Source organism: Oceanisphaera sediminis, from assembly GCF_039539745.1.
GTDB lineage: Bacteria > Pseudomonadota > Gammaproteobacteria > Enterobacterales > Aeromonadaceae > Oceanimonas > Oceanimonas sediminis.
The window spans coordinates 1-22,491 of sequence record NZ_BAABDS010000033.1 but is presented as its reverse complement, the minus strand read 5'-3'; the positions used below and the strand labels follow the sequence as shown (position 1 = coordinate 22,491).

General features: G+C 58.0%; 23 protein-coding genes. 15 read left to right on the top strand and 8 right to left on the bottom strand.

Translation table 11 applies throughout. The annotated features are described in order from the left end of the window. Window positions 1-49: 49 nt before the first annotated feature. Window positions 50-1,711: an electron transfer flavoprotein-ubiquinone oxidoreductase gene (locus ABD827_RS10805; RefSeq protein ID WP_344964799.1), complete on the top strand. Its 1,662-nt coding sequence runs from the start codon at window positions 50-52 to the stop codon at window positions 1,709-1,711. Window positions 1,712-1,760: 49 nt separating this feature from the next. Here ABD827_RS10805 and dxs read toward each other — a convergent pair whose 3' ends face one another. Genes dxs through xseB form a run of 3 tightly spaced genes read right to left on the bottom strand, consistent with a single transcriptional unit; the run spans window position 1,761 to window position 4,785 of the window. Then, window positions 1,761-3,626 (bottom strand): 1-deoxy-D-xylulose-5-phosphate synthase, encoded by a 1,866-nt coding sequence (dxs, locus tag ABD827_RS10800; RefSeq protein ID WP_344964798.1) that lies wholly within the window; start codon window positions 3,624-3,626, stop codon window positions 1,761-1,763. A 21-nt stretch (window positions 3,627-3,647) separates the two neighbouring features. Beyond that, on the bottom strand, window positions 3,648-4,523 hold the full coding sequence (gene ispA, locus ABD827_RS10795; protein ID WP_425567990.1) for a (2E,6E)-farnesyl diphosphate synthase: 876 nt from the start codon (window positions 4,521-4,523) through the stop codon (window positions 3,648-3,650). A 16-nt stretch (window positions 4,524-4,539) separates the two neighbouring features. Continuing rightward, window positions 4,540-4,785: an exodeoxyribonuclease VII small subunit gene (xseB, locus tag ABD827_RS10790; protein ID WP_425567988.1), complete on the bottom strand. Its 246-nt coding sequence runs from the start codon at window positions 4,783-4,785 to the stop codon at window positions 4,540-4,542. Window positions 4,786-5,020: 235 nt separating this feature from the next. Here xseB and pomA point away from each other — a divergent pair, with 235 nt between their 5' ends. The 3 genes from pomA to thiI all read left to right on the top strand — a co-directional run bounded on the left by pomA (window position 5,021) and on the right by thiI (window position 8,236). After that, entirely contained in the window at window positions 5,021-5,776 is a 756-nt protein-coding gene (gene pomA, locus ABD827_RS10785; protein WP_298718988.1) for a flagellar motor protein PomA, read from the top strand. Continuing rightward, window positions 5,776-6,669 carry a flagellar motor protein MotB gene (locus ABD827_RS10780; RefSeq protein WP_344964795.1) on the top strand — a complete coding sequence of 298 codons (894 nt, stop codon included), beginning with the start codon at window positions 5,776-5,778 and terminating at the stop codon, window positions 6,667-6,669. Before pomA ends, ABD827_RS10780 begins: the two co-directional genes overlap by 1 nt. A 118-nt stretch (window positions 6,670-6,787) precedes the next feature. Beyond that, window positions 6,788-8,236 (top strand): tRNA uracil 4-sulfurtransferase ThiI, encoded by a 1,449-nt coding sequence (thiI, locus tag ABD827_RS10775; RefSeq protein ID WP_344964794.1) that lies wholly within the window; start codon window positions 6,788-6,790, stop codon window positions 8,234-8,236. A 189-nt stretch (window positions 8,237-8,425) separates the two neighbouring features. Here thiI and ABD827_RS10770 read toward each other — a convergent pair whose 3' ends face one another. Next, window positions 8,426-9,316, bottom strand: coding sequence for a ketopantoate reductase family protein (locus ABD827_RS10770; RefSeq protein WP_344964793.1), 891 nt, complete (start codon window positions 9,314-9,316; stop codon window positions 8,426-8,428). A 127-nt stretch (window positions 9,317-9,443) separates the two neighbouring features. On the opposite strand from ABD827_RS10770, the gene ABD827_RS10765 reads away from it, so the two are divergent. After that, entirely contained in the window at window positions 9,444-9,926 is a 483-nt protein-coding gene (locus ABD827_RS10765) for a YajQ family cyclic di-GMP-binding protein (RefSeq protein ID WP_298718995.1), read from the top strand. Between the two features lie 197 nt (window positions 9,927-10,123). Here ABD827_RS10765 and ABD827_RS10760 read toward each other — a convergent pair whose 3' ends face one another. The 4 genes from ABD827_RS10760 to ABD827_RS10745 are packed head-to-tail and all read right to left on the bottom strand — an operon-like array spanning window position 10,124 to window position 13,801. Next, window positions 10,124-11,497 (bottom strand): AmpG family muropeptide MFS transporter, encoded by a 1,374-nt coding sequence (locus ABD827_RS10760; RefSeq protein WP_425567989.1) that lies wholly within the window; start codon window positions 11,495-11,497, stop codon window positions 10,124-10,126. Further along, window positions 11,493-12,062 carry a peptidylprolyl isomerase gene (locus ABD827_RS10755; protein ID WP_298718999.1) on the bottom strand — a complete coding sequence of 190 codons (570 nt, stop codon included), beginning with the start codon at window positions 12,060-12,062 and terminating at the stop codon, window positions 11,493-11,495. Before ABD827_RS10755 ends, ABD827_RS10760 begins: the two co-directional genes overlap by 5 nt. Before the next feature lies 1 nt (window position 12,063). After that, a complete protein-coding gene (locus ABD827_RS10750) occupies window positions 12,064-12,642 on the bottom strand; it encodes a YajG family lipoprotein (RefSeq protein ID WP_344964791.1) in 579 nt (192 codons plus the stop codon). 10 nt (window positions 12,643-12,652) lie between these two features. After that, window positions 12,653-13,801, bottom strand: coding sequence for a methyltransferase (locus ABD827_RS10745; RefSeq protein WP_344964790.1), 1,149 nt, complete (start codon window positions 13,799-13,801; stop codon window positions 12,653-12,655). 57 nt (window positions 13,802-13,858) lie between these two features. Between ABD827_RS10745 and ABD827_RS10740 the strand changes: the two genes are divergently transcribed. The 10 genes from ABD827_RS10740 (at window position 13,859) to nqrM (ending at window position 22,314) form a co-directional block, all read left to right on the top strand. After that, the gene (locus ABD827_RS10740; RefSeq protein WP_344964789.1) at window positions 13,859-14,443 is read left to right on the top strand and encodes an alpha-ketoglutarate-dependent dioxygenase AlkB family protein; all 585 of its coding nucleotides are present in this window, start codon (window positions 13,859-13,861) and stop codon (window positions 14,441-14,443) included. 100 nt (window positions 14,444-14,543) lie between these two features. Beyond that, window positions 14,544-14,861, top strand: a complete 318-nt coding sequence (locus ABD827_RS10735; protein ID WP_298719007.1) for a BolA family protein — start codon at window positions 14,544-14,546, stop codon at window positions 14,859-14,861. 363 nt (window positions 14,862-15,224) lie between these two features. Next, window positions 15,225-16,568 (top strand): Na(+)-translocating NADH-quinone reductase subunit A, encoded by a 1,344-nt coding sequence (locus ABD827_RS10730; protein ID WP_298719008.1) that lies wholly within the window; start codon window positions 15,225-15,227, stop codon window positions 16,566-16,568. 3 nt (window positions 16,569-16,571) lie between these two features. After that, window positions 16,572-17,810 carry an NADH:ubiquinone reductase (Na(+)-transporting) subunit B gene (locus ABD827_RS10725; RefSeq protein ID WP_344964788.1) on the top strand — a complete coding sequence of 413 codons (1,239 nt, stop codon included), beginning with the start codon at window positions 16,572-16,574 and terminating at the stop codon, window positions 17,808-17,810. Next, window positions 17,803-18,573, top strand: a complete 771-nt coding sequence (locus ABD827_RS10720) for a Na(+)-translocating NADH-quinone reductase subunit C (protein ID WP_344964787.1) — start codon at window positions 17,803-17,805, stop codon at window positions 18,571-18,573. Before ABD827_RS10725 ends, ABD827_RS10720 begins: the two co-directional genes overlap by 8 nt. After that, a complete protein-coding gene (locus ABD827_RS10715; protein ID WP_344964786.1) occupies window positions 18,566-19,198 on the top strand; it encodes an NADH:ubiquinone reductase (Na(+)-transporting) subunit D in 633 nt (210 codons plus the stop codon). The genes ABD827_RS10720 and ABD827_RS10715 overlap by 8 nt, the downstream gene beginning before the upstream one ends. Window positions 19,199-19,201: 3 nt before the next feature. Further along, on the top strand, window positions 19,202-19,798 hold the full coding sequence (nqrE, locus tag ABD827_RS10710) for an NADH:ubiquinone reductase (Na(+)-transporting) subunit E (RefSeq protein WP_204794986.1): 597 nt from the start codon (window positions 19,202-19,204) through the stop codon (window positions 19,796-19,798). A 25-nt stretch (window positions 19,799-19,823) separates the two neighbouring features. Then, entirely contained in the window at window positions 19,824-21,047 is a 1,224-nt protein-coding gene (nqrF, locus tag ABD827_RS10705; RefSeq protein ID WP_298719017.1) for an NADH:ubiquinone reductase (Na(+)-transporting) subunit F, read from the top strand. Window positions 21,048-21,053: 6 nt separating this feature from the next. Then, complete coding sequence (locus tag ABD827_RS10700) at window positions 21,054-22,088, top strand: FAD:protein FMN transferase (RefSeq protein ID WP_344964785.1); 1,035 nt, start codon at window positions 21,054-21,056, stop codon at window positions 22,086-22,088. A 1-nt stretch (window position 22,089) separates the two neighbouring features. Continuing rightward, window positions 22,090-22,314: a (Na+)-NQR maturation NqrM gene (gene nqrM / locus ABD827_RS10695; protein ID WP_204794983.1), complete on the top strand. Its 225-nt coding sequence runs from the start codon at window positions 22,090-22,092 to the stop codon at window positions 22,312-22,314. Window positions 22,315-22,491: the final 177 nt, after the last annotated feature.

Genomic DNA, 22,491 nt, shown 5'->3' with positions numbered 1-22,491 from the left:
TAAGGGCCGTCATGACGGCCCCTGGTTTTACTGTCATACGGGTATTGTGATGAATAGAGAATCCATGGAGTTCGACGTCGTCATCGTCGGTGCCGGCCCCGCAGGGCTGTCGGCCGCTTGCCGGCTGATGCAGCAGGCCCGGGACGCCGAGCAGGAACTGACGGTTTGTGTGGTCGAAAAAGGCTCCGAAGTCGGCGCCCATATCCTCTCCGGCGCCGTTATCGAGCCGCGTGCTCTGAACGAGCTTTTCCCGGATTGGATTGAGCGTGGTGCGCCGCTGAACACCAAGGTCACCGAAGATCAAATCTACCTGCTGAAAGACGCTGAAAACGCCCGTCGCATTCCCAATGCGCTGGCACCGAAGACGATGCACAACACCGGCAATTACGTTGCGAGCCTCGGCAACTTGTGCCGCTGGCTGGGCGAACGCGCCGAAGAGTTGGGTGTCGAGATTTTCCCGGGCTTCGCGGCGTCTGAAGTGCTTTATCATGAAGATGGATCTGTGAAGGGGATCGCTACTGGCGACATGGGCATCGCTCACGATGGCCAGCAGAAGGACAGCTATATGCCGGGCATGGAGCTGCACGCCAAATATACCTTGTTCACCGAAGGCTGTCGCGGTCATCTGGGTAAACAGCTGCTCGAACGCTTTGCACTGGACAAGGACGCCGACCCGCAACACTACGGTCTCGGCATCAAGGAACTCTGGGATATCGACCCGGAGAAGCACCAACCCGGCCTGGTGTTGCACGGCATCGGCTGGCCTTTATCGGAGAAAGATCACGGGAACAGCAACGGTGGCTTCTTCCTCTATCACGCCGAGGACAACCAGGTGGTGGTGGGGCTGATTATCGATCTCAACTATAGCAACCCCTGGCTGAGCCCGTACGACGAGCTCCAGCGGATGAAGCACCATCCACTGCTCAAGCAATATCTCGACGGTGGCAAGCGAGTTTCCTACGGTGCCCGCGCCATCGCCAAGGGCGGCTTCAACTCTCTTCCCAAGATGACGATGCCCGGGGCGCTGCTGCTAGGCTGCGATGCCGGTACCTTGAACTTCTCCAAGATCAAGGGGACTCACACCGCGATGAAGTCCGGCATGCTGGCTGCCGAGGCGGTGTTCGAAGCACTCGCTGCCGGCGACGAGGGGGGCAAGGACCTGGCGTCCTTCACCGACAAATTCAAGGGCTCCTGGCTCTTTGATGAGCTATTCCGCAGCCGCAACTTTGGCCCGGCGATGCACAAGTTCGGCACCCTGTTGGGTGGTGCCTTCAATGTCGTTGACCAGAATATCTTCAATGGCAAGTTCCCGCTGACATTGCATGATACTTGCAATGATTACGCTCAGTTGAAGCCGGCGTCCGAGTACAAGAAAATCGAGTATCCTAAGCCGGACGGCAAGCTCAGCTTCGACAAATTGTCGTCGGTATTTCTGTCGAACACCAACCATGAAGAGGATCAGCCCAGTCACCTTCAGCTTAGGGATGCCGGCATTCCGCTTGCCAAGAACCTGCCTGTTTGGGCGGAGCCGGCACAGCGCTACTGCCCGGCGGGCGTCTACGAAGTAATCGAAGAGGAAGAGGAAAAACGCTTTCAGATCAACGCCCAGAACTGCGTACATTGCAAGACGTGCGATATCAAGGACCCCTCCCAGAATATCGTTTGGGTGGTGCCGGAAGGCGGCGGAGGTCCCAATTACCCGAATATGTAAGCTGAAGATTTAGGGAATAGAGGTAGCTCTCCATTCCCTGAGTTGCCTGCTATTTAACCTGATATTCCCGAACGGACTTCACCATGCCATCGGCATCCAGGCCCAGTTTGGCCAGGATCTGCTGCTGGTTGCCCTGTTCGACAAAGATATCGGGCAGGCCCAGGTTCAGTACCGGTACCGGTTTCTTGTGGCGCATCAGACACTCAACTACCGCCGAGCCGGCGCCGCCCATGATGGCGTTTTCTTCCACCGTTACCAGCAGCTCGTGCTCGGCCAGCAAGGACAGCAGCAGGGCTTCGTCCAGCGGTTTAACAAAGCGCATGTCCACCAGGGTGGCATCCAGCTGCTCGGCGGCGGCTTCGGCTTCCACCAGCAGGGTACCGAAGTTCAATATGGCGATCTTGCTGCCGGTGCGAATGACTCGGCCCTTGCCCAGCTCCAGCGGCGTCATTGTCGCCTGAAGCTCGGCACCGCTGCCGTTGCCGCGGGGGTAACGCACCGCCGCCGGCCCCTGATGTTGGTAACCGGTGTAGAGCATCTGCCGGCATTCGTTTTCGTCCGCCGGGGTCATGATCACCATATTGGGCACGGTGCGCATAAAGCTCAGGTCAAAGGCCCCCTGATGGGTGGGACCGTCGGCGCCGACGATGCCGGCGCGGTCGATAGCGAACAACACGTCCAGTTCCTGCAGCGCCACATCGTGGATCAGCTGATCGTAGGCTCGCTGCAGAAAGGTGGAGTAGATGGCTACCACCGGTTTCTTGCCCTCGATGGCCATGCCTGCGGCCAGGGTCACCGCATGTTGCTCGGCGATGGCGACATCGAAATAGCGCTTGGGAAACTCCCGTGAAAAACGCACCAGGCCGGAGCCCTCGCGCATGGCCGGGGTAATGGCCATCAACTGCGGGCAGGTCCTGGCCATGTCGCACAGCCAGTTACCGAAAATGGTGGAATAGCTGGGCCCGGAGGAGGGTGCCTTCGGCAGCACGCTGTCGCTGGGATCGAACTTGGGTACGCCATGGTAGCCGATGGGATCCTGCTCGGCCGGCAGGTAGCCCTTGCCCTTGCGGGTCATGATATGCAGAAACTGCGGCCCCTTGAGCTTGCGCATGTTGCGCAGGGTCTCGACCAGGGTATGGATGTCGTGGCCATCGATGGGGCCGACATAATTGAAGCCGAATTCTTCAAACAAGGTACCGGGAATCACCATGCCCTTGAGGTGTTCTTCGGTACGACGGGCCAGTTCCTTCAGCGGTGGCAGTATTTCCAGCGCCTTCTTGCCGCCTTCGCGCAGGCTGCTGTACAGCGAGCCGGACATGATCCGCGCCAGATGGTTGTTGAGCGCGCCGACGTTTTCCGAAATCGACATTTCGTTGTCGTTGAGGATCACCAGCATGTCTTTGTGAATATCGCCCGCATGGTTCAGCGCTTCAAACGCCATGCCCGCGGTAATGGCGCCGTCACCGATAATGGCGGCGACCTTGCGGCCCTGCTGCTCGTCGGCGGCGGCAATGGCCATGCCCAGCGCCGCCCCTATGCTGGTACTGGAGTGCCCGACACACAGGGTGTCGTACTCGCTCTCGTCCCGCCAGGGAAAAGGATGCAGCCCCTGATATTGACGAATGCTGTTCATGCGCTCACGCCGGCCGGTCAATATCTTGTGCGGGTATGCCTGATGGCCCACGTCCCATACCAGACGGTCGAAGGGGGTGTTATAGACGTAATGCAGCGCCACGGTCAGCTCTACCACCCCCAGGCCGGAGGCCAGGTGGCCGCTGCTGCGGCTGACCGAGTGCAGCAGGTAGGATCTCAGCTCGTCGCACAGGGCGGGCAGTCGCTCCTGGGGCAGACTGCGCAGCTCATCGGGCAGGTTGGCCAGCGCCAGGGTCGGGTAATCGGCAATATTCAGACTCATAAGCTTCTTATTGTCCTCGCCCTAGTAATCGCGTTTCACGATGTAATGAGCGAATGCTTCCAGTGTTTGAGTAGGATGGGGGATATCGGCCAGCGCCGACAACGCCTGCTGCTGTAACTCGTTCGCCAGATTGCGGGCGCCGTCGAGGCCGAGCAGGGCCGGATAGGTGCTTTTCTGCTGCACCAGATCCTTGCCCTGAGTTTTACCCAGGGTCTGGGTGTCGGCGGTGATATCCAGAATATCGTCCTGCACCTGAAACGCCAGGCCAATGGCCTCGGCATAACGGCTGAGTGCCGTCAGGTGCGCTTCGTCCATGTTCTCGGCGCACAGCGCGCCCAGGCGAACGGCGGCACGGATCAGCGCGCCGGTCTTGTGGCGGTGCAGGCTTTCCAGGGTGGCGCTGTCTATGGTTTGGCCTTCGCACTGAATATCCAGTGCCTGGCCACCACACATGCCGTTATAGCCGCTGGCCCGGGCCAGCTCCTGCACCATGCGCAACTGACGCTCGGCACCCAGGCCGCTGTGGTGTCGGCTGAGCAGCTCGAAAGCCAGTGCCTGCAGGGCGTCACCGGCCAGAATGGCGGTGGCCTCATCGAAGGCCTTGTGTACGGTAGGCTTGCCCCGGCGCAGGTCGTCGTTATCCATGGCCGGCAGATCGTCGTGGATCAAGGAATAGGCGTGAATGCATTCTACCGCCGCCGCCGCCGCATCCAGCGCCGCGGCGTTGGCCTGACCCAGCAGCTCGCCACTGGCATACACCAGCATGGGACGAACCCGTTTGCCGCCCTGCAACAGGCCATATTCCATGGCGGCTCTCAGCCCGGGGGCGAGATGATCCTGGTCGGCAATAACATCGCTCAATACCCGCGTGATGCGTTCGTGGTAGTGCTGCTGCATCTGGATAAATCCCACCTTAGCGCTCCTCCTGACCCGGAGTGAAGGCCACCAGTTGCTCTTCATCCTGCTGCAGCAGTATTTGTACCTGCTGTTCGGCCTGGGTCAGTCGTAACTGACCGGCGCGCACCAGTTGAATGCCCCGCTCGAAGGACTTGAGCGACTGCTCCAGGCTCAGATCACCCTCTTCCAGCTGATTGACCAGATTTTCCAGTTCTGCGAGGGCGCTTTCAAAATCCATATTTTCCGGTTTTTTGGTAGCCACGGGCATCCTCTGTGATTAGGCGGCAAAATGGGGGGCAATAGTAACATTGCCGTTACGCTTTTGGCGAAACATATAGACCCGTTCGACGGCCTCTTTGCTGTTGCCGGTTCAGAAAATATTGAGACGGCCGATAACACCGGCAGCGACAAGTCAGGCGGTAACGAGGTAATATTGGCCTCGTTTATGACCGCAACAATATGCAATAACCCATGCAATAACCAATGAGGACCTTGCTTTGGATCTGGCAACGATTATCGGATTGATCGGTGGAATGGCCTTTATCGGCATGGCCATGATACTGGGGGGCAGCCTCGGTCTTTATGTGGATGTACCGTCGTTTTTCATCGTGTTTGTCGGCTCGCTCTTCGTGGTGATGATGAAATTCAACCTGGGTCAGTTTCTGGGGGCGGCCAAGGTGGCGGCCAAGGCCTTCATGTTCAAGCTGGAAAAACCGGAAGAGCTGATCGAGCGGGTAGTGGTGCTGGCGGATTCGGCCCGCAAAGGCGGTTTTCTGGCGCTGGAAGAGGCCGACATTACCAATCCTTTCCTGCAAAAGGCGGTGGACATGCTGGTGGATGGCCACGAGCAGGGGGTGGTAAAGGCGGCGCTGGAAAAAGACATCGATCTTACCGCCGAGCGGCAAGAGCAGGGGGCAAAAATCTTTCGGGCGCTGGGCGACGTGGCGCCGGCCATGGGCATGATTGGTACCCTGATCGGCCTGGTGGCCATGCTGGCCAACATGGATGACCCCAAGGCGATAGGCCCGGCCATGGCCATCGCGTTGCTGACCACCCTCTACGGTGCCATGCTGGCCAACATGGTAGCCCTGCCCATTGCCGACAAGCTGGAGTTGCGCTCAGAAGAAGAGCGGCTTAACCGCACCCTGATCCTGGATGCGGTGCTGGGTATTCAGGATGGACAAAACCCGCGGGTGCTGCAGGGCTTGCTGGAAAATTACCTGGCCGATACCAAACGGTCGAAGGAGGAGTAGTGGCCAAGAAGTGCAAAGCCGCGCCGGCGGGCGCCCCGGCCTGGATGGCGACCTTTGCCGATCTGGCGACCATACTGATGAGTTTTTTCGTCTTGCTGCTGGCCTTTGCCGAAATGGATGTACTCAAGTTCAAGCAAGTCGCCGGCAGCATGAAGTATGCCTTCGGGGTACAGAACCTGATTGAAGCCGATGGCATTCCCAAGGGAACCTCGGTCATTGCCCTGGAGTTTCGGCCCGGTCAGCCGCAACCAACGCCGATTGATGTGATTATGCAGCACACCACCGACTCGACCCAGGCCGAGCTGGACGTTGATCCGGGTGAGCAGGATCTGTCGGGCGGAGAAAGCCGTGAGAACGGTACTTTAAGCGGGGGAGAGCAGTCCGACGTGCCGCCCACCGATCCGCAAACCATGACCCTGGCACGGGAGCTGGCCGAGGCGTTGAGTGAGTCAATCGAGCAGGATGCGATCGAGGTTGAGGCGCTGGGGCAGCAGGTGATTATCCGCATCAAGGAAAATGCCTCCTTCTCGGCGGGTTCTGCCTTTTTGCAACCCCAGTTCTGGCCGGTGGTGCGCCAGATTGGCAACTTGCTCAAGGATATTCCCGGCGAGATTCTGGTGGCCGGTCATACCGACGATATTCAGACCAGCAACGAGCTGTTTCGCTCCAACTGGGAGCTGTCGTCGCAACGGGCGCTGTCGGTGGCGGATCAGCTGATGCAGGTAGAGGGCTTTGAAGAGAAGCGCATGGTGGTGCTGGGCATGGCCGGAACCCGACCGCTGGAGCCCAACGACACCTCCGAAAACCGGCGCCGTAACCGGCGGGTGGAGATCACCATTTCTCAGGGCAAGCCCCGATTTACCCCGCCGTTGGAGCTGTTTTCGCCGCAGTAACACTGCCTCACAGGTTAGCGACTGTTATTATTTGAGCAAAGGCCCGGCATTGTTGTGTATAATGCCGGGCTTTATTTTTTGTTGTTCTATTTTTTGTTGTCCTAGGCGTACCGAATTTATGAAATTTATTATCAAGTTGCATCCAGAAATTACCATCAAGAGCAAGTCGGTGCGCCAGCGCATGAGCAAGATTCTGCAGAGCAATATTCGTAATGTGCTCAAGCCTCTGGATGAAAATATCAAGATCCGGTCCGACTGGGACAAGCTGATCGTCCGCACCAATATTCTGACCGACGCTCATCGTCAGAACATGATCGAGGTGCTGTCCTGTGTTCCGGGCATTCAGTCGTTTCTGGAAGTGATAGAGCACAAGGTCGAATCGCTGGACGAGATCCTGACTCTGACCCAGGAGATGTTTGGTGACAAGCTGGCCGGCAAGACCTTCTGCGTGCGCGCCAAGCGCCGTGGTCAGCAGTCGTTCAGCTCGCTGGATGTGGAACGTTATGTGGGCGGCGGCTTGAACCAGCGCTGCGATACCGCCGGTGTGAAGCTGAAGAATCCGGACGTGCAGGTTAACCTGGAACTGGACGGCGAACGCCTCTATCTGATCAGCCAGCAGCATGCGGGCCTGGGCGGCTATCCCATCGCCACCCAGGAAAGCGTGCTCAGCCTGATGTCCGGTGGCTACGACTCCGGCGTGTCTTCCTATCAGTTCATCAAACGCGGCAGCCGGGTACATTACTGTTTCTTCAATCTCGGTGGCGCCGAGCACGAAGCGGGCGTACGCGAAGTGGTGTACTACCTGTGGAAGAAGTTCGGCTCCTCGCACCGGGTCAAGTTTATCTCGGTGCCTTTCGAAGAGGTCGTCGGCGAAATTCTGGACAAGGTCGACAACGGCCACATGGGGGTGGTGCTGAAGCGAATGATGATGCGGGCCGGCGCCGCCGTGGCCGAAAAACTGGCAATCAACGCCCTGGTCACCGGTGAGTCCATGGGCCAGGTATCCAGCCAGACCGTCACCAACCTCAACGTGATCGACCGGGTGACCGGTACCCTTATACTGCGACCGCTGATCGCCAGCGACAAACAGGACATCATCGATGTCGCCCGCCAGATCGGTACCGCCGCCTATGCCGAGAAAATGCCGGAATATTGCGGTGTTATTTCCCAGAGCCCGACTATCAAGGCCAAGCTGGGCAAGGTGGAGCACGAAGAAAGCAACTTCGACTTTGCCGTGCTCGACACCGCCATTCAGGCCGCCTTTGTGGAAGATGTGCGCAAGCTGGAGCAAAAGTGGGAGCTGCCGGAAGTGGAATTCAGCCAGGGAGAAAATATGGCCGAGGTGATCCTCGATATTCGCGCGCCGGAAGAAGAAGAAGAGGCGCCGCTGACCGTGCCCGGTCATAACGTCATTACCATGCCGTTTTTCAAGTTGTCGAGCCAGTTCTCCGAGCTGGATCCGGACACGACCTATCTGTTGTATTGCGCCCGCGGTGTCATGAGCCGTTTGCAGGCCATTCACCTCAAGGAGCAGGGCTTCGATAACGTCAAGGTGTACAAGCCTTAACTGCAGCCTTAAGTGGTAAGCTTTAAGCGGTAAGTAAAACAGAAAACGCCGTTGTCATCTTTCGTAGGGTCGAATTCATTCGACCTTTTTAATCAGCCAGTTATGGCCTTTGGTCGATTGAAATCGACCCTACGGATAGACACTATCGGTTTTCCTTTCCGCTATCGGCTTATCGCTTCCCGCTTTGTTTCATCCGCCTCTGCGTTTTATTTCCCGATAAAGCTGACTGCTGACCGGCACCGGCTGGGCACCCGCATGGGCCAGAATATACCCGGTAATGTAGTCGTTCTCGGTGCTGCGACCGTGGGCCAGATCCTGATGCATGGACGAGTAGTTGACGGCGGTGAGTTCAATCACCTGCTGCAGACGGCGGCGAAAGGCATCCCGGCTTTCGGTTTCGCCAAGGTTTACCATTACCTGAAACACCTCTTCACTCAGTTGCTCCAGCACATCGGCAAAGCGAGGCTCCAGCAACTGGCCGTTGCGGATGTTGTGGCAGGCGGTCAGCGGGTTGATCACCGCATTGAGAGCCAGTTTGCGATGCTGGTGCAGCTTGATGTTCTCACGCCATTCGGCATGCCCCAGTGCCGCCGCCAGCGGCTTGACCAGGTGGGCCCAGTCGTTGGCAGCCTGATTCATCGGCCCCAGCCAGGTATCGCCCTTGCCGGTATGGCGCACCAGCCAGTCGCCTTCTTTCATGGCCCCGTGGCTGCTGACGCCGGCAATCAGCGGGTTGTGGGGAAACAGCTCCTGCACCTGCTCTGCCACGCCCAGGCCATTATGAAACAGAATGATGGGCGTGCTGGTCGGCAGCTCTTGCAGTCCTTTTAATGCATCCACTACCTGGTAGGCCTTGGTGAATACCAGCAGACATTCCACCTGGCGGGCCTGCTCGGGAAAACGGGGCCGGCTCTGAATCAGTTCATGGCGACCACCGAGGGTGATCAGATCCAGGCTGGGGTGAAAATGGCCGCGGTGGCGTGCCGACAACATGAAGCCGACCCGCTCGCCTCGCTGGCGCAGCAGGCCTGCCATTACACAACCCAGGGCGCCCGCCCCGAGAATGGTCCATTCCGTCATCACTCTATCCCCTGAATTTTGTTATTATCACTTTTGTTTGAACCTAATAAGTTAGCCGCGAAGCGTCGTCGTTGCCAGTGTGTTTTTTTGTCGCTGCCGGTTAACAAAACCGTTTAAAGGAGTCGGTATGCCGTCTTTTGATATTGTGTCTGAAGTTGAGATGAATGAAGTGCGTAACGCGGTAGAAAACGCCAACCGGGAACTGGATACCCGGTTCGATTTTCGCGGGGTCGAGGCCAGTTTCGAGCTGAAAGACGAGAAGGTGAAACTGGGTGCCGATGCGGAGTTTCAGCTGCAGCAGATGCGGGATATTCTGCGGGGCGCCTTGATCAAGCGGGGCATCGATACCAAGGTGCTGGATCCGGGTAGCATAGTGCGCTCGGGCAAGCGTCATATTCAGGAGCTGGGTTTCATGCAGGGAATCGACAGCGCCCTCGCCAAGAAGCTGGTCAAGCAGATCAAGGACAGCAAGATCAAGGTACAGGCGTCCATTCAGGGCGAGCAGTTGCGGGTCACCGGCAAGAAGCGTGACGATCTGCAGCAGGTGATGGCGCTGTTGCGCCAGGGCGAGCAGGAGCAACCGCTGCAGTTCAATAACTTCCGCGATTGATTGTGTAGCGCCGAGCACTCGGCGCTAAGCACTAATACTGGCATATAGCACGAATGTAGTCGCGTGCTTTAGCCGCGAAATCCGGCAACGCCGGATCCCATGCACATGTTCATCCCTGTACGATGAATAGAGCAGGGATGTGGCTACGCCACATTGCGAAGCTGAAGCATCGCCTACATCCGTGCAGTATCTTGGTCTTACAGGTTTTGTTGGGCGCCGGGCGCTGTTTTCCCCACCTTTCTAATCAGCCACAGCACCGGCAGGCCGATGGCGGCGGATCCGATAAAGAAGGGCGCGTAGCCGTAGGCGTCTACCGCCAGCCCCGAAAAGCCGGCCAGAAACTTGGGCAGCAACATCATCACCGAGCTGAACAGCGCATACTGGGTGGCGGAAAACGCCACATTGGTCAGGCTGGACAGATAGGTGATAAAGGCGGCGGTGGCGATACCGGCACTGAGGTTGTCCAGCGAGATGATCAGCGTCAGCAAGCGTACATCCGGGCCCAGCTGACTCATCAGCGCAAACATCAGGTTGGTGCCTGCCGCCAGTACCGCCCCCAGCATCAGGATGCGCAGGGTGCCGTAACGGCTGACCATGATGCCGCCCACCGCCGCGCCTACCAGGGTCATGATGACCCCGTATACCTTGGTGACGGTGGCGATCTGCGACTTGCTGAAGCCCATGTCTACGTAGAAGGGGTTGGCCATGACCCCCATCACCACATCCGACACCCGATAACAGGCGATCAACGCCAGAATGATCAGTGCCTGCCGGCCGAAACGGTGAAAGAACTCGGCAAAGGGCGCCACCACGGCACTGGCGAAAAACGCCACCAGGCCGGCCAGCCAGCGGGGATACCCCCTGTCTATCAGTTGTTGGCGATGGTCGGCCTGCTCTTGTTGCTGCTGGTGCAAGTCGACCTCGGGCTCGTGCAGCAGCAGGCAGGTGATCACCCCCACCAGCATAAAAGCCATCATGCACAAATAGGCGGCTCGCCAGCCCGCGGGATCGTATCCCAGATCGGAGCCGGCCCAGGCGGCAATGGCCAGGGCGCCGGCACCGGCCATGATCATCGCCAGCCTATAGCCGGTCATGTAGGCGGCGGCCAGGGCCCCCTGTAGTCGTTCCGGTGCGGATTCGATGCGATAGGCGTCGATCACGATATCCTGGGTGGCGGAGGCGAAGGCCACCGCCAGGGCAAACAGCGCCAGGCTGACCATCTGGGTGGTCGGGTCTGAATAGGCCATGCCGGCCAGCGCCGCCATGATGATCAGCTGAGACAACAGCATCCAGCTGCGCCGCCGTCCCATCACGCGGGACAGCCAGGGCAGGGGCAGGCGATCGACCAGCGGCGACCACAGCCACTTCACCCCGTAAGCCAGGGCCACCCAGCTGAAAAAACCGATGCTGGTGCGGCTGACACCGGCTTCGCGCAGCCAGAACGACAGGGTGCCGAACACCAGCAGCAGCGGCAGGCCGGAAGAAAAGCCCAGCGCAAACAGGGTCAGCACCCGGCGCTCGGCATAAAGCGCCAGCTGCCGGGTCCATCTTGCCTTGCTCAAGACGTTAATGCGCCGCTCCGCCGTCATCCAGTCGACGAACCTGTTGCAGTATGATGTCCTGCTCCGGTACGTCTCTTGCCCGCAGCTTGAGGTTCATGCCGGTAGGGACCTGCGCCATCTGCTGCAGCACCTGCTCGCCGCCGGTCACCTTGCCAAACACGGTGTAACCGGCTTTGCGGCCGCCATCGAGTGAATGGTTGTCGCTGAGGTTGATATAAAACTGGCGGGTGGCGCTGTCGGGATCCTGGGTGCGAGCCATGGCGATGGTGCCGGTCTGGTTCGACAGGCCATTGCCGGACTCGTTGATCACGGGGGCATACGTCGGCAAGGGCTCATGGTCGGTGCCAAAGCCACCACCCTGCACCACAAAGCCGGGGATCAGCCGGTGAAAAATACTGTTGTTATAGCTGCCGTCATCCACATAGCGCAGAAAGTTGGCCACCGAGGCGGGGGCGGCTTGCTCATTCAGCTCGACCTGCAGCGACCCCAGGTTGGTCACCAGTTCGACTCTGGGGCCGGCCAGGGCGGAGCTGGCGGCCAGCAGTCCGGCGGCCAGCAGCAAAAAACGCGTCATATCAGTTACCCCCGATAAATTGCTGTACGTCGCGGTCGGCCAGCATGTCCTGCAGCAGCAGTGACAGCTGTTGGTTCAAGGCTTCTTTTACCTTGTCCAGCTCCGGGTGCAGGCGACCGGGGAACTCGGCCTGGGCGCTGCGGCGATACTGCTTGGTGATGGTGCGGCCGTCGCGCTTCAGGGTCAGCTGTATGCGCAGCTGCTGCACCACGTCGTAGCTGATATGACCGCGGATCACCCGCGCCAGTACTTCCTGCAGCTCCAGCTCTACCTGGGTGGGGGCGCCGTTCTCGATAAAAGCGCCCTGAGTGCTCAGGCCCTGAGCCAGCGCCTGTTCCAGTTGCACCTTGAGGTTGTTGCTGGCGCCCACCACCACCGGGGCCTTGTTTTTCTGTTCTATCTGAATGATGTAGTCGTTGTTGCGGCCGTCCTTGCTGCCGAGCGCAACCGGCTGGCCCCGGTAAACACCGGCACTGGTTTGTACTGTGGGGTTGACGTCAACCGCGATGGGGTAGTAACTGGCACAGGCCGTCAGGCTCAGTGCCAGGATGCCGGTCATTAACCATTTGATTAATTTCATGAAAAATTCCTTAAGAGAGTTTGGTGGCTTTGAGAATAACGAATTTGCGGTTGGATGCCACCAGCCGTTGATTGCCGAACAGACGCTTCAGTTTCTGATGGTAATCAAGATGACGATTGGCTACCAGCAGCAAGTGGCCGCCGTGACGAAGTACCCGTTTGGCATCGACAAACATTTGCCAGGCAATATGGTCGGTTATGGCCTGTTGCTGGTGAAACGGGGGATTGCACAGTATCAGATCGGCGCTGTCGGCGGCGACGCCATCGAGACAGTTATTGACCATGAAGCGGGCGCGGGACTCGGCCTCGGGCAGATTTTCGCTCACGTTGAGGCGGGCACTGGCCATGGCCATGTAAGACTCGTCCACGAAGGTCACCCGTGCCTGCGGGTTCTGCGCCAGGGCCATCAGTCCCAGCACCCCGTTACCGCAGCCCAGATCGATGATTCGTCCCGGCTCGTCGGCGGGCAGGTGCTCCAGCATGAAGCGGGCGCCAATATCGAGGCTGGCGCGAGAAAAGACGTTGGCGTGGTTGTGAATGGTGAAGTCGGTGCCTTCCAGGGGCCATGCCAGGGGGGCAGGCAGCGGCGCCGGACGCTTGTTCGGCTCCGGCCGGCAGAAGATCAGCCGGGCCTTTTTCCTGGCCAGGCTGGTATGGGTGGGGCCGATATAGTGTTCGAACAGTTTGAGGGTCGAGCTGTGAATGTCCCGGGCCTTGGCCCCGGCGACCAGCAGGGTGTCGGGTCCCATCACCCGGCTGAGGGCGGCCAGCTGATATTCCAGCATGGCGTTGGTCTTGGGCAGCTTCATCACCACCAGCCCGGGCGCCGGTTCGTCGGCAAGTAGTCCGTCGGACAGGCTGTTCAGCGGCTGCCAGCCCGGCTCGAGATCGTTGTCCCGGGCATTGGCGGCCAGCGCCAGCTCGGCAATGCGCGAGTCGGTAAAACTGCAGGGGCTGTGGTGATGCAGTGCCAGGGTGAGGGCACCGAAACCGTCGTTGAGGATCAGCAGGGGCGCGCTTTGGTCCCACTCCTGAGTCATCAGCTCGGATATGATATATTCATCGGCCGCATCCCAGGCTTGCAGGCTGTGCTGGGCAGAGCGAGGGTAGCGTTGCAGATACAGCTCGCCCCCCTGAGGCAGGGGAAAGTGGTGATTCATGATGCGATGGCCCGACAGAAAAAAGAGCCATTTTAGCAGTTAATGGGAGAAAGCAGTATGGAGCTGTGGACCGATTCACCCGAATGGATATCCCTGCCTCAGGGGCGATTGCTGTGGTGGCCGAATGCCTTTCTGCCCGAGGCGGACATCTGGCTCGAGCAACTGCAGGCCGAGATCCCCTGGCAGCAGCACCGGTTGCATTTGTTCGGGCGCGAACACGACGAACCCAGGTTGTCGTGCTGGATGGGGGATCTGGCCTACCGTTACTCCGGCAAGCGTCGGGAACCCGTGCCCTGGCACCCGCTGGTGAACGAGATCCGTCAGCGGCTGCAAACCATCTGCGCGCAGCCCTTCAACGGCGTCCTGCTCAACCTGTATCGTCATGGTCGGGACAGCATGGGCTGGCATGCAGACAACGAGCCGGAGCTGGGGTCAAATCCGGTCATCGCCTCGGTCAGTCTGGGGGCGACGCGCCGCTTTCTGTTGCGCCATAAAAACGGCGAGCGCCGCCAGTTGCTGCTGAGCCACGGCAGCCTGTTGGTGATGGCGGGCGAAATGCAGCATCACTGGCAACATGCCTTGCCCAGAGCCGCGGCCGTCGATGCGGCCCGCATCAACCTGACCTTTCGTTATCTGGTGTAACGCCGTAACCGGGGCGCGTGTCATGCGATTTATTCCATTACTGAAAGCAAGCCGGGTATGATTCGGTCTTGGTTCAGTGTCATTTACTCAGGAGTTCCTTATGTCGGTACAGAGTGTTATCGAAAGCAAGGTGCAGGCGGCACTGACGCCCGCGCATCTGGAAGTGATCAACGAAAGCTATATGCACCGGGTGGCGCCGGGCTCGGAAACCCACTTCAAGCTGGTGGTGGTGAGCGAGCAGTTTAACGGTCAGCGGTTGCTGGCCCGGCATAGGGCCCTGAATACGCTGCTGGCCGACGAACTGGCCGGCGGCGTTCATGCCCTGGCGCTGCATACCCTGACCCCTGCCGAATGGCAGGCGCGCGAAGGCGTGCTCGACAGCCCTGCCTGTCGTGGTCGGGCGGGTACCTCGGCCTGAGCCGAATGTTATTCGCGATTGATATTTTTGTTATGCCGCGATGTTGGCTCAATACCTGCAATTGGCTGGCGCCTATGCGACCAAGGGATAATAAGTAGCCATATATCATGGCCTTATTCTTGCTTGTTTAAACTTTGAGCAAGTTGAATTTGCTGAAAGAGGCGGTAATTTTTGGTAATTGCCGTGGCAGCCGCCGCGCTAAAAGTGCTAGTATTATGCGCCTTTTATATCGGGCTGGATGTTACCGGACTGTAGTCATGCTGTTTCAACACGATAGAGGCAGACCGGTAGCGACTCATCAGCATGTTGTCATGTCTGACATGGCAAGTACCTGTCTTCCCCTAACAAGTAGTGCAAGTGAGTATGATTACAATTAAAAAAGGACTGGACCTCCCGATTTCCGGGACCCCAGAGCAAGTAATCTACGATGGTCCTGCCATCAAGCGCGTTGCCACGCTGGGCGAGGAGTTTGTGGGCATGCGCCCTACCATGCACGTCAAGGTAGAGGATCGTGTCAAAAAAGGTCAGGTGATCTTCGAAGACAAGAAGAATCCGGGCGTTAAGTTCACAGCTCCTGCCAGCGGTACCGTGGTTGAAATCAACCGTGGCGCCAAACGCGTACTGCAATCTGTGGTGATTGCGGTCGATGACAGCGAAGATCAGATTACTTTTTCTAAATACGCTTCTGCTGAACTTTCCAAACTGGAACCTGAAACCGTTCGCGATCAGCTGGTTGAATCCGGCCTGTGGACGGCGCTGCGCACCCGCCCTTTCAGCAAGGTGCCGGCCATCGGTTCTACTCCTCGCTCCATCTTCGTCACCGCCATGGATACCAATCCATTGAGCGCGAACGCCGAGCTGATCATCAAGGAAAATGCGCAAGCCTTTACCGATGGTCTGCAGGTGCTGAGCCGGTTGACCGAAGGTAAGGTGCATGTCTGTAAGGGCGAAGGCAGCTTGCCTCAGGCTCAGGCCGGCAACATCACCGAACAAGTGTTCAGTGGCGTGCACCCGGCCGGTCTGCCAGGTACCCACATTCACTTTATCGACCCTGTCGTGGCCGGTAAGGTGGTCTGGTATATCAATTACCAGGATGTGATTGCCTTCGGCAAACTGTTCACCACCGGTGAGCTGTTTACCGACCGCGTTGTTGCCCTGGGTGGCCCCGTGGTACAGAAGCCTCGTCTGCTGCGTACCCGCATCGGTGCCTGTGTCAACGAGCTGACCGCCGGTGAACTGCAGGACGGTGAGAACCGTGTTATTTCCGGCTCCGTGCTGTACGGCACCATTGCCAATGGTCCGCATGCCTATCTGGGTCGTTATCACCTGCAGATATCGGTCCTGGCCGAAGGTCGCGAAAAAGAACTGTTTGGCTGGCTTGCGCCGGGTGCCAATAAATTCTCGGTGACCCGCGCCTACCTGAGTCATTTGACCAAGGGTAAGCTGTTCGACCTGACCACCACCACCAACGGCTCTGCCCGTGCCATGGTACCCATCGGTAACTATGAACGTATCATGCCGCTGGATATCCTGCCGACCCTGCTGCTGCGCGATTTGTTGTCCAACGATACCGAAAGCGCCCAGACCCTGGGTTGCATGGAGCTGGATGAAGAAGATCTGGCACTGTGTACCTATGTGTGTCCGGGTAAATACGATTATGGCCAGGCTCTGCGCAAGTGTTTGACCACAATTGAGCTAGAGGGCTAAGTAATGAGCTTGAAACACACTCTGGAAAAGCTCGAACACCATTTCGAGCCGGGCGGTAAATACGAGAAGTTTTACGCCCTGTATGAAGCGGTTGCCACCGTGCTCTATACCCCGGGCATGGTTACCCGCAACGCCTCTCATGTGCGCGACAGTATCGATCTGAAACGCATCATGATCATGGTGTGGATGGCGACCTTTCCGGCCATGTTCTTCGGTATGTACAACTCTGGCGGGCAGACCATCAATGCCCTGATGAACATGTACAGCCCGGCCGAACTGGCCTCGGTTATCGACGGCAACTGGCGTTATGGCCTGGCACAAAGCCTGGGAGCAACCCTGGGTGACGGCGCCGGCTGGGGCAGCAAGATGTTGCTGGGCGCGACCTACTTCCTGCCTATCTACCTGACGGTGTTCATCGTCGGTGGTTTCTGGGAAGTACTGTTTGCCACCGTACGCAAGCACGAAGTGAACGAAGGTTTCTTCGTCACCTCGGTACTGTTCGCGCTGATCGTGCCCGCGACCCTGCCTCTGTGGCAGGCAGCGCTGGGTATCACCTTCGGCGTGGTCATGGCCAAGGAAATCTTCGGCGGCACCGGTAAAAACTTCCTCAACCCGGCGCTGGCCGGTCGTGCCTTCCTGTTCTTCGCCTACCCGGCCGAGATTTCAGGTGACACCGTCTGGACGGCCGTTGACGGCTTCTCCGGCGCTACCGCACTGGGCCAGTGGGCCAGTGGTGGTCAGGCGGCGTTGATGGATGCCAACAGCGGTTCCATGATCGGCTGGATGGATGCCTTCATCGGTAACATTCAGGGCTCGATTGGTGAAGTCTCCACCCTGGCGATTTTGCTGGGCGGCCTGTTCATCATCTACATGGGTATTGCCTCCTGGCGTATCGTGGCAGGCGTGATGATCGGCATGATTGCCACCGCAACCCTGTTCAATATGCTCGGCTCCGACACCAACGCCATGTTCAGCATGCCCTGGTACTGGCACCTGGTATTGGGCGGCTTCGCTTTCGGCATGATGTTTATGGCAACCGACCCGGTATCCGCTTCCTTTACCAACAAGGGTAAATGGTGGTACGGCGCCCTGATCGGCATCATGGTGGTCTTGATCCGAGTGGTCAACCCGGCCTTCCCCGAAGGCATGATGCTGGCCATTCTGTTCGCCAACCTGTTCGCTCCCTTGTTCGACCACTTCGTGGTGCAGGCTAACATCAAACGGAGACTGGCTCGTGGCTAAGAAAGAATCTATCGGCAGAACCTTTGCCGTCATCGGCGTCCTGTGTCTGGTGTGTTCTGTGGTGGTATCCGGCGCAGCAGTCTTGCTGAAGCCGACCCAGCAGCGCAACCAGGCCCTGGACGTGCAGACCAATATCGTTGAAGTAGCGGGTCTGGGCCGTGACAATGTGGCCGAAACCTATGAGCGCTTCATCGAAGCGCGTCTGCTGGATCTGACCACCGACACGTTTTCGGACCAAACGGTGCAAGGCTATAACCAGCGCAATGCCGCCAAGGAACCTTCGACCAGCATCAAGCTGAGTCCGAAAGAGGATCCGGCCGGTATTCGCCGCCGCGCCAACATGGTGCCGGTATATATGGCCAAAGATGAAGACGGCAACCTGGACAGCATCATACTGCCCATTCATGGTCAGGGCCTCTGGTCTACCATGTACGCCTTCGTCGCCGTGGCACCCGATGGCAACACCATCAAGGGGATTACCTACTACGAGCAGGGTGAAACGCCCGGCCTCGGCGGTGAGGTAGAAAACCCCAACTGGCGTGCCCAGTTTGTTGGCAAAGAGCTGTTTGACGACAACGGTAAGCCGGCCCTGAAAGTGGTGAAAGGTGGTGCGCCTGAAGGTGCTCCTTCCAGTGTAGATGGCCTGTCCGGCGCTACCCTGACCTCCAACGGTGTGCAAAAAACCTTTGAATTCTGGTTGGGCGAGCAGGGCTTCGGTCCGTTCCTGGCCAAGGTTCGTAAAGGAGAGCTGAACAATGGCTGATAAAGCTGAAATGAAAAAGGTTCTGTTCGGACCTATCATCGGCAATAACCCCATTGCGTTGCAGGTGCTGGGCATCTGTTCCGCACTGGCGGTTACCTCACAGATGCAGACCGCATTCGTGATGTCACTGGCGGTAATAGCGGTAACGGCCTTCTCTAACCTGTTTATCTCGCTGGTGCGTAATCAGATCCCCAACTCGGTGCGAATTATCGCCCAGATGGCGATTATCGCCTCTCTGGTTATCGTGGTGGATCAGATCCTCAAGGCCTATGCCTACGACATCTCCAAGCAGCTGTCGGTATTCGTTGGCTTGATCATCACCAACTGTATCGTAATGGGCCGCGCCGAGGCGTATGCCATGAAGAGCCCGCCCATGATGTCTTTCCTGGACGGTATCGGTAACGGCATGGGTTATGGTCTTATCCTGCTGATCGTCGCCACTATCCGTGAGCTGCTGGGCTCCGGTACCTGGTTCGGCATTGAAATACTGCCGCTGATCAAGAACGGTGGCTGGTATCAGGCCAACGGCCTGCTGCTGTTGCCGCCAAGTGCCTTCTTCATCATCGGTGGCATTATCTGGGTACTGCGTACCGCACGTCCGGAACAGGTGGAGGCGAAGGAGTAATAGATGGAACATTATCTGAGTTTGTTTGTTCGTGCCGTCTTTATCGAAAACCTGGCGTTGGCCTTCTTCCTGGGGATGTGTACCTTCCTGGCGGTATCCAAGAAGGTCAAAACCTCATTCGGTCTGGGTGTCGCGGTGGTGGTGGTACTGACCATTTCGGTACCGGTTAACAACCTGATCTACAACTTCATCCTGAAAGACGGCGCCCTGGCCGAAGGGGTGGACCTGAGCTTTTTGAACTTCATTACCTTTATCGGGGTAATTGCGGCTCTGGTTCAGATCCTGGAGATGACGCTGGACAAGTTTTTCCCTGCGCTGTACAACGCGCTGGGTATCTTCTTGCCGCTGATCACCGTTAACTGCGCCATCTTCGGTGGTGTGTCGTTCATGGTACAGCGGGATTACAACTTCTCCGAGTCCATCGTGTACGGCTTTGGCTCCGGCATTGGCTGGATGCTGGCTATCGTTTTGCTGGCCGGTTTGCGTGAGAAGATGAAGTATTCGGATGTGCCCGATGGTCTGCGCGGTCTGGGGATTACCTTCGTCTCCGCCGGTCTGATGGCACTTGGCTTCATGTCTTTCTCTGGCATATCCCTGTAACCCGGTGATAGAAAAGGAATAATCGATGGAAATCATTCTAGGCGTGGTCATGTTCACCGTGATCGTGCTGGTCCTGGTAAGCATTATCCTGTTTGCCAAGTCCAAGCTGGTCGCGGAAGGGGATGTGACTATCAGCATCAACGACGATCCCGACAAGGCGATCACCACCGGTGCCAGCGGCAAGCTGCTGGGCGCCCTGGCGGCCAACGGCATCTTCGTCTCTTCTGCCTGTGGTGGCGGTGGTACCTGTGGACAGTGCCGAGTGCGCATTCTGGAAGGGGGCGGTGAAATCCTGCCCACCGAACAGGATCACATCTCCAAGCGCGAAGCGCGTGAGGGCGAGCGTCTGTCCTGTCAGGTCAACGTCAAGCAGGACATGAAGATCGAGCTGCCGGAAGAAGTATTCGGCATCAAGAAGTGGGATTGCGAAGTTATCTCCAACGACAGCAAGGCCACCTTCATCAAGGAACTGAAACTGCAGATTCCCAACGGCGAAAGCGTGCCTTTCCGTGCCGGTGGTTATATTCAGATTGAAGCTCCGCCTCACCACATCCAGTACAAAGACTTCGATGTGCCCGAGGAATACCGTGAAGACTGGGACAAGTTCAAGATCTTCGATCTGGAGTCCAAGGTAGACGAGGAAACCATCCGCGCCTACTCCATGGCCAACTATCCGGAAGAAGAAGGCATTATCATGCTCAACGTGCGCATCGCGACTCCGCCGCCACGTAACTGGAGCGCGCCTCCGGGCAAGATGTCTTCCTATATCTGGTCGTTGAAGCCGGGTGACAAGGCCACCATTTCCGGTCCCTTCGGTGAATTCTTCGCCAAGGACACCGACGCCGAGATGGTGTTTATCGGTGGTGGTGCCGGCATGGCGCCGATGCGTTCGCACATCTTCGACCAGCTCAAGCGCCTGAACTCCAAGCGCAAGATCAGCTTCTGGTACGGTGCCCGTTCCAAGCGCGAAATGTTCTATGTAGAAGATTTCGACGGTCTGCAGGAACAGTGCGATAACTTCCAGTGGCATGTGGCACTGAGTGACGCGCTGCCGGAAGACAACTGGACCGGCCATACCGGCTTTATCCATAACGTGCTGTATGAAAACTATCTGCGGGATCACGACGCGCCCGAAGATTGTGAATACTACATGTGTGGTCCGCCGGTGATGAACGCCGCCGTTATCAACATGCTCAAGGATCTGGGCGTGGAAGAAGACAACATCATGCTGGATGACTTTGGTGGTTAAACACTGATGATATCTCATGTAACTAAATGGCTGGCCCCTCTGGGGCTGGCCTTTTTATTGGTCGCCTGTAAACCGGCGGCGGTCGAACATCCGCAGCTGCACCTGACCGGCAATACCATGGGCACCTACTACTCGGTCAAGGTAGTGGATGTCGATGAGACCCGGGCTCAGGCGCTGCAGGCGGAAATCGATCGCCGTCTGGAGCGGCTCAACGATCAGATGTCGACCTATCGGGAAGACTCGGAGTTGAGCCGTTTTAACCGGCATCAGGGGGCGGATCCTTTCCCAGTGTCGTCCGATACCGCCCGGGTGGTGACGGCGGCGCTGCAGTTGGGGCGCATGACCGAAGGGGCGCTGGACGTCACCGTCGGCCCGCTGGTCAACCTGTGGGGCTTTGGACCCGATGCCAGACCGAGCCGAATACCCGGTGAATCACTGCTGGCCGACACCCGGGCGCGTACCGGACTGCAGCACCTGCGGGTGGGCATCGACAGTGAGTCGGAGTATCTGTACAAACAGTTGCCCGAGCTGTACGTGGACCTGTCGTCCATCGCCAAGGGCTTTGGGGTGGACGTGGTGTCGGAGTACCTGAGTGAAGAGGGGATAACCGATCACCTGGTGGAAATCGGTGGCGAGGTGCGGCTCAGTGGTCTTAATCGTCACCGCCAGCCCTGGACCATAGCGGTGGAAAAACCGGGTTCGGGAGCCGGTTCGGTACAACAGGTAGTCGCGGTCGGCAACAACAGCGTGGCCACCTCCGGCGACTATCGCAACTACTATGAACTGGACGGCGAGCGGCTGTCGCACACCATAGATCCGGCCACGGGTCACCCCATTACCCATCAGCTGGCATCGGTGACAGTGATCCATCCATCCTGTATGATCGCAGACGGTTTGGCGACCGCGCTAACGGTCATGGGGCCCGAGCGGGCACTGGCGTTTGCCGAGCAACACCGGCTGGCGGTGTACCTGCTGACCAAGACGGACGATGGCTTCAGAGTGGACATGACCAGCGCCTTCAAGAAGTATTCAAGAGGTTGATATGCTGTATTTTTTGATTACCTTTGCAGTCTTTGCCCTGGTGATTTTCGCCATGGCCATCGGCTATATCGTGCAGCGCAAGACCATTGCCGGCTCTTGTGGCGGTCTGGGTGGTGTAGGCATAGAAAAAGCCTGTGACTGTCCGGATCCCTGCGCCAGCCGCAAGAAAAAAATGGCCAAGGAAGAAGCTCGCCGGCAGATGCTGGGAGAAAACCGCATTATCTGACGAAAGCCTTAAGCCGCAAACCATCAGCTGATCGAGAGATAGAAAGCTGCGGTTTGTGGCTTTTTCGATCCTGGCGCGCGGTGATAACTCGTTATACCAATCGGATTGGCTATGTATGAGTTAACTGTGTCTACACTGTATTTATATACAGAAATATGGTGGGCCAGATTATGGAAT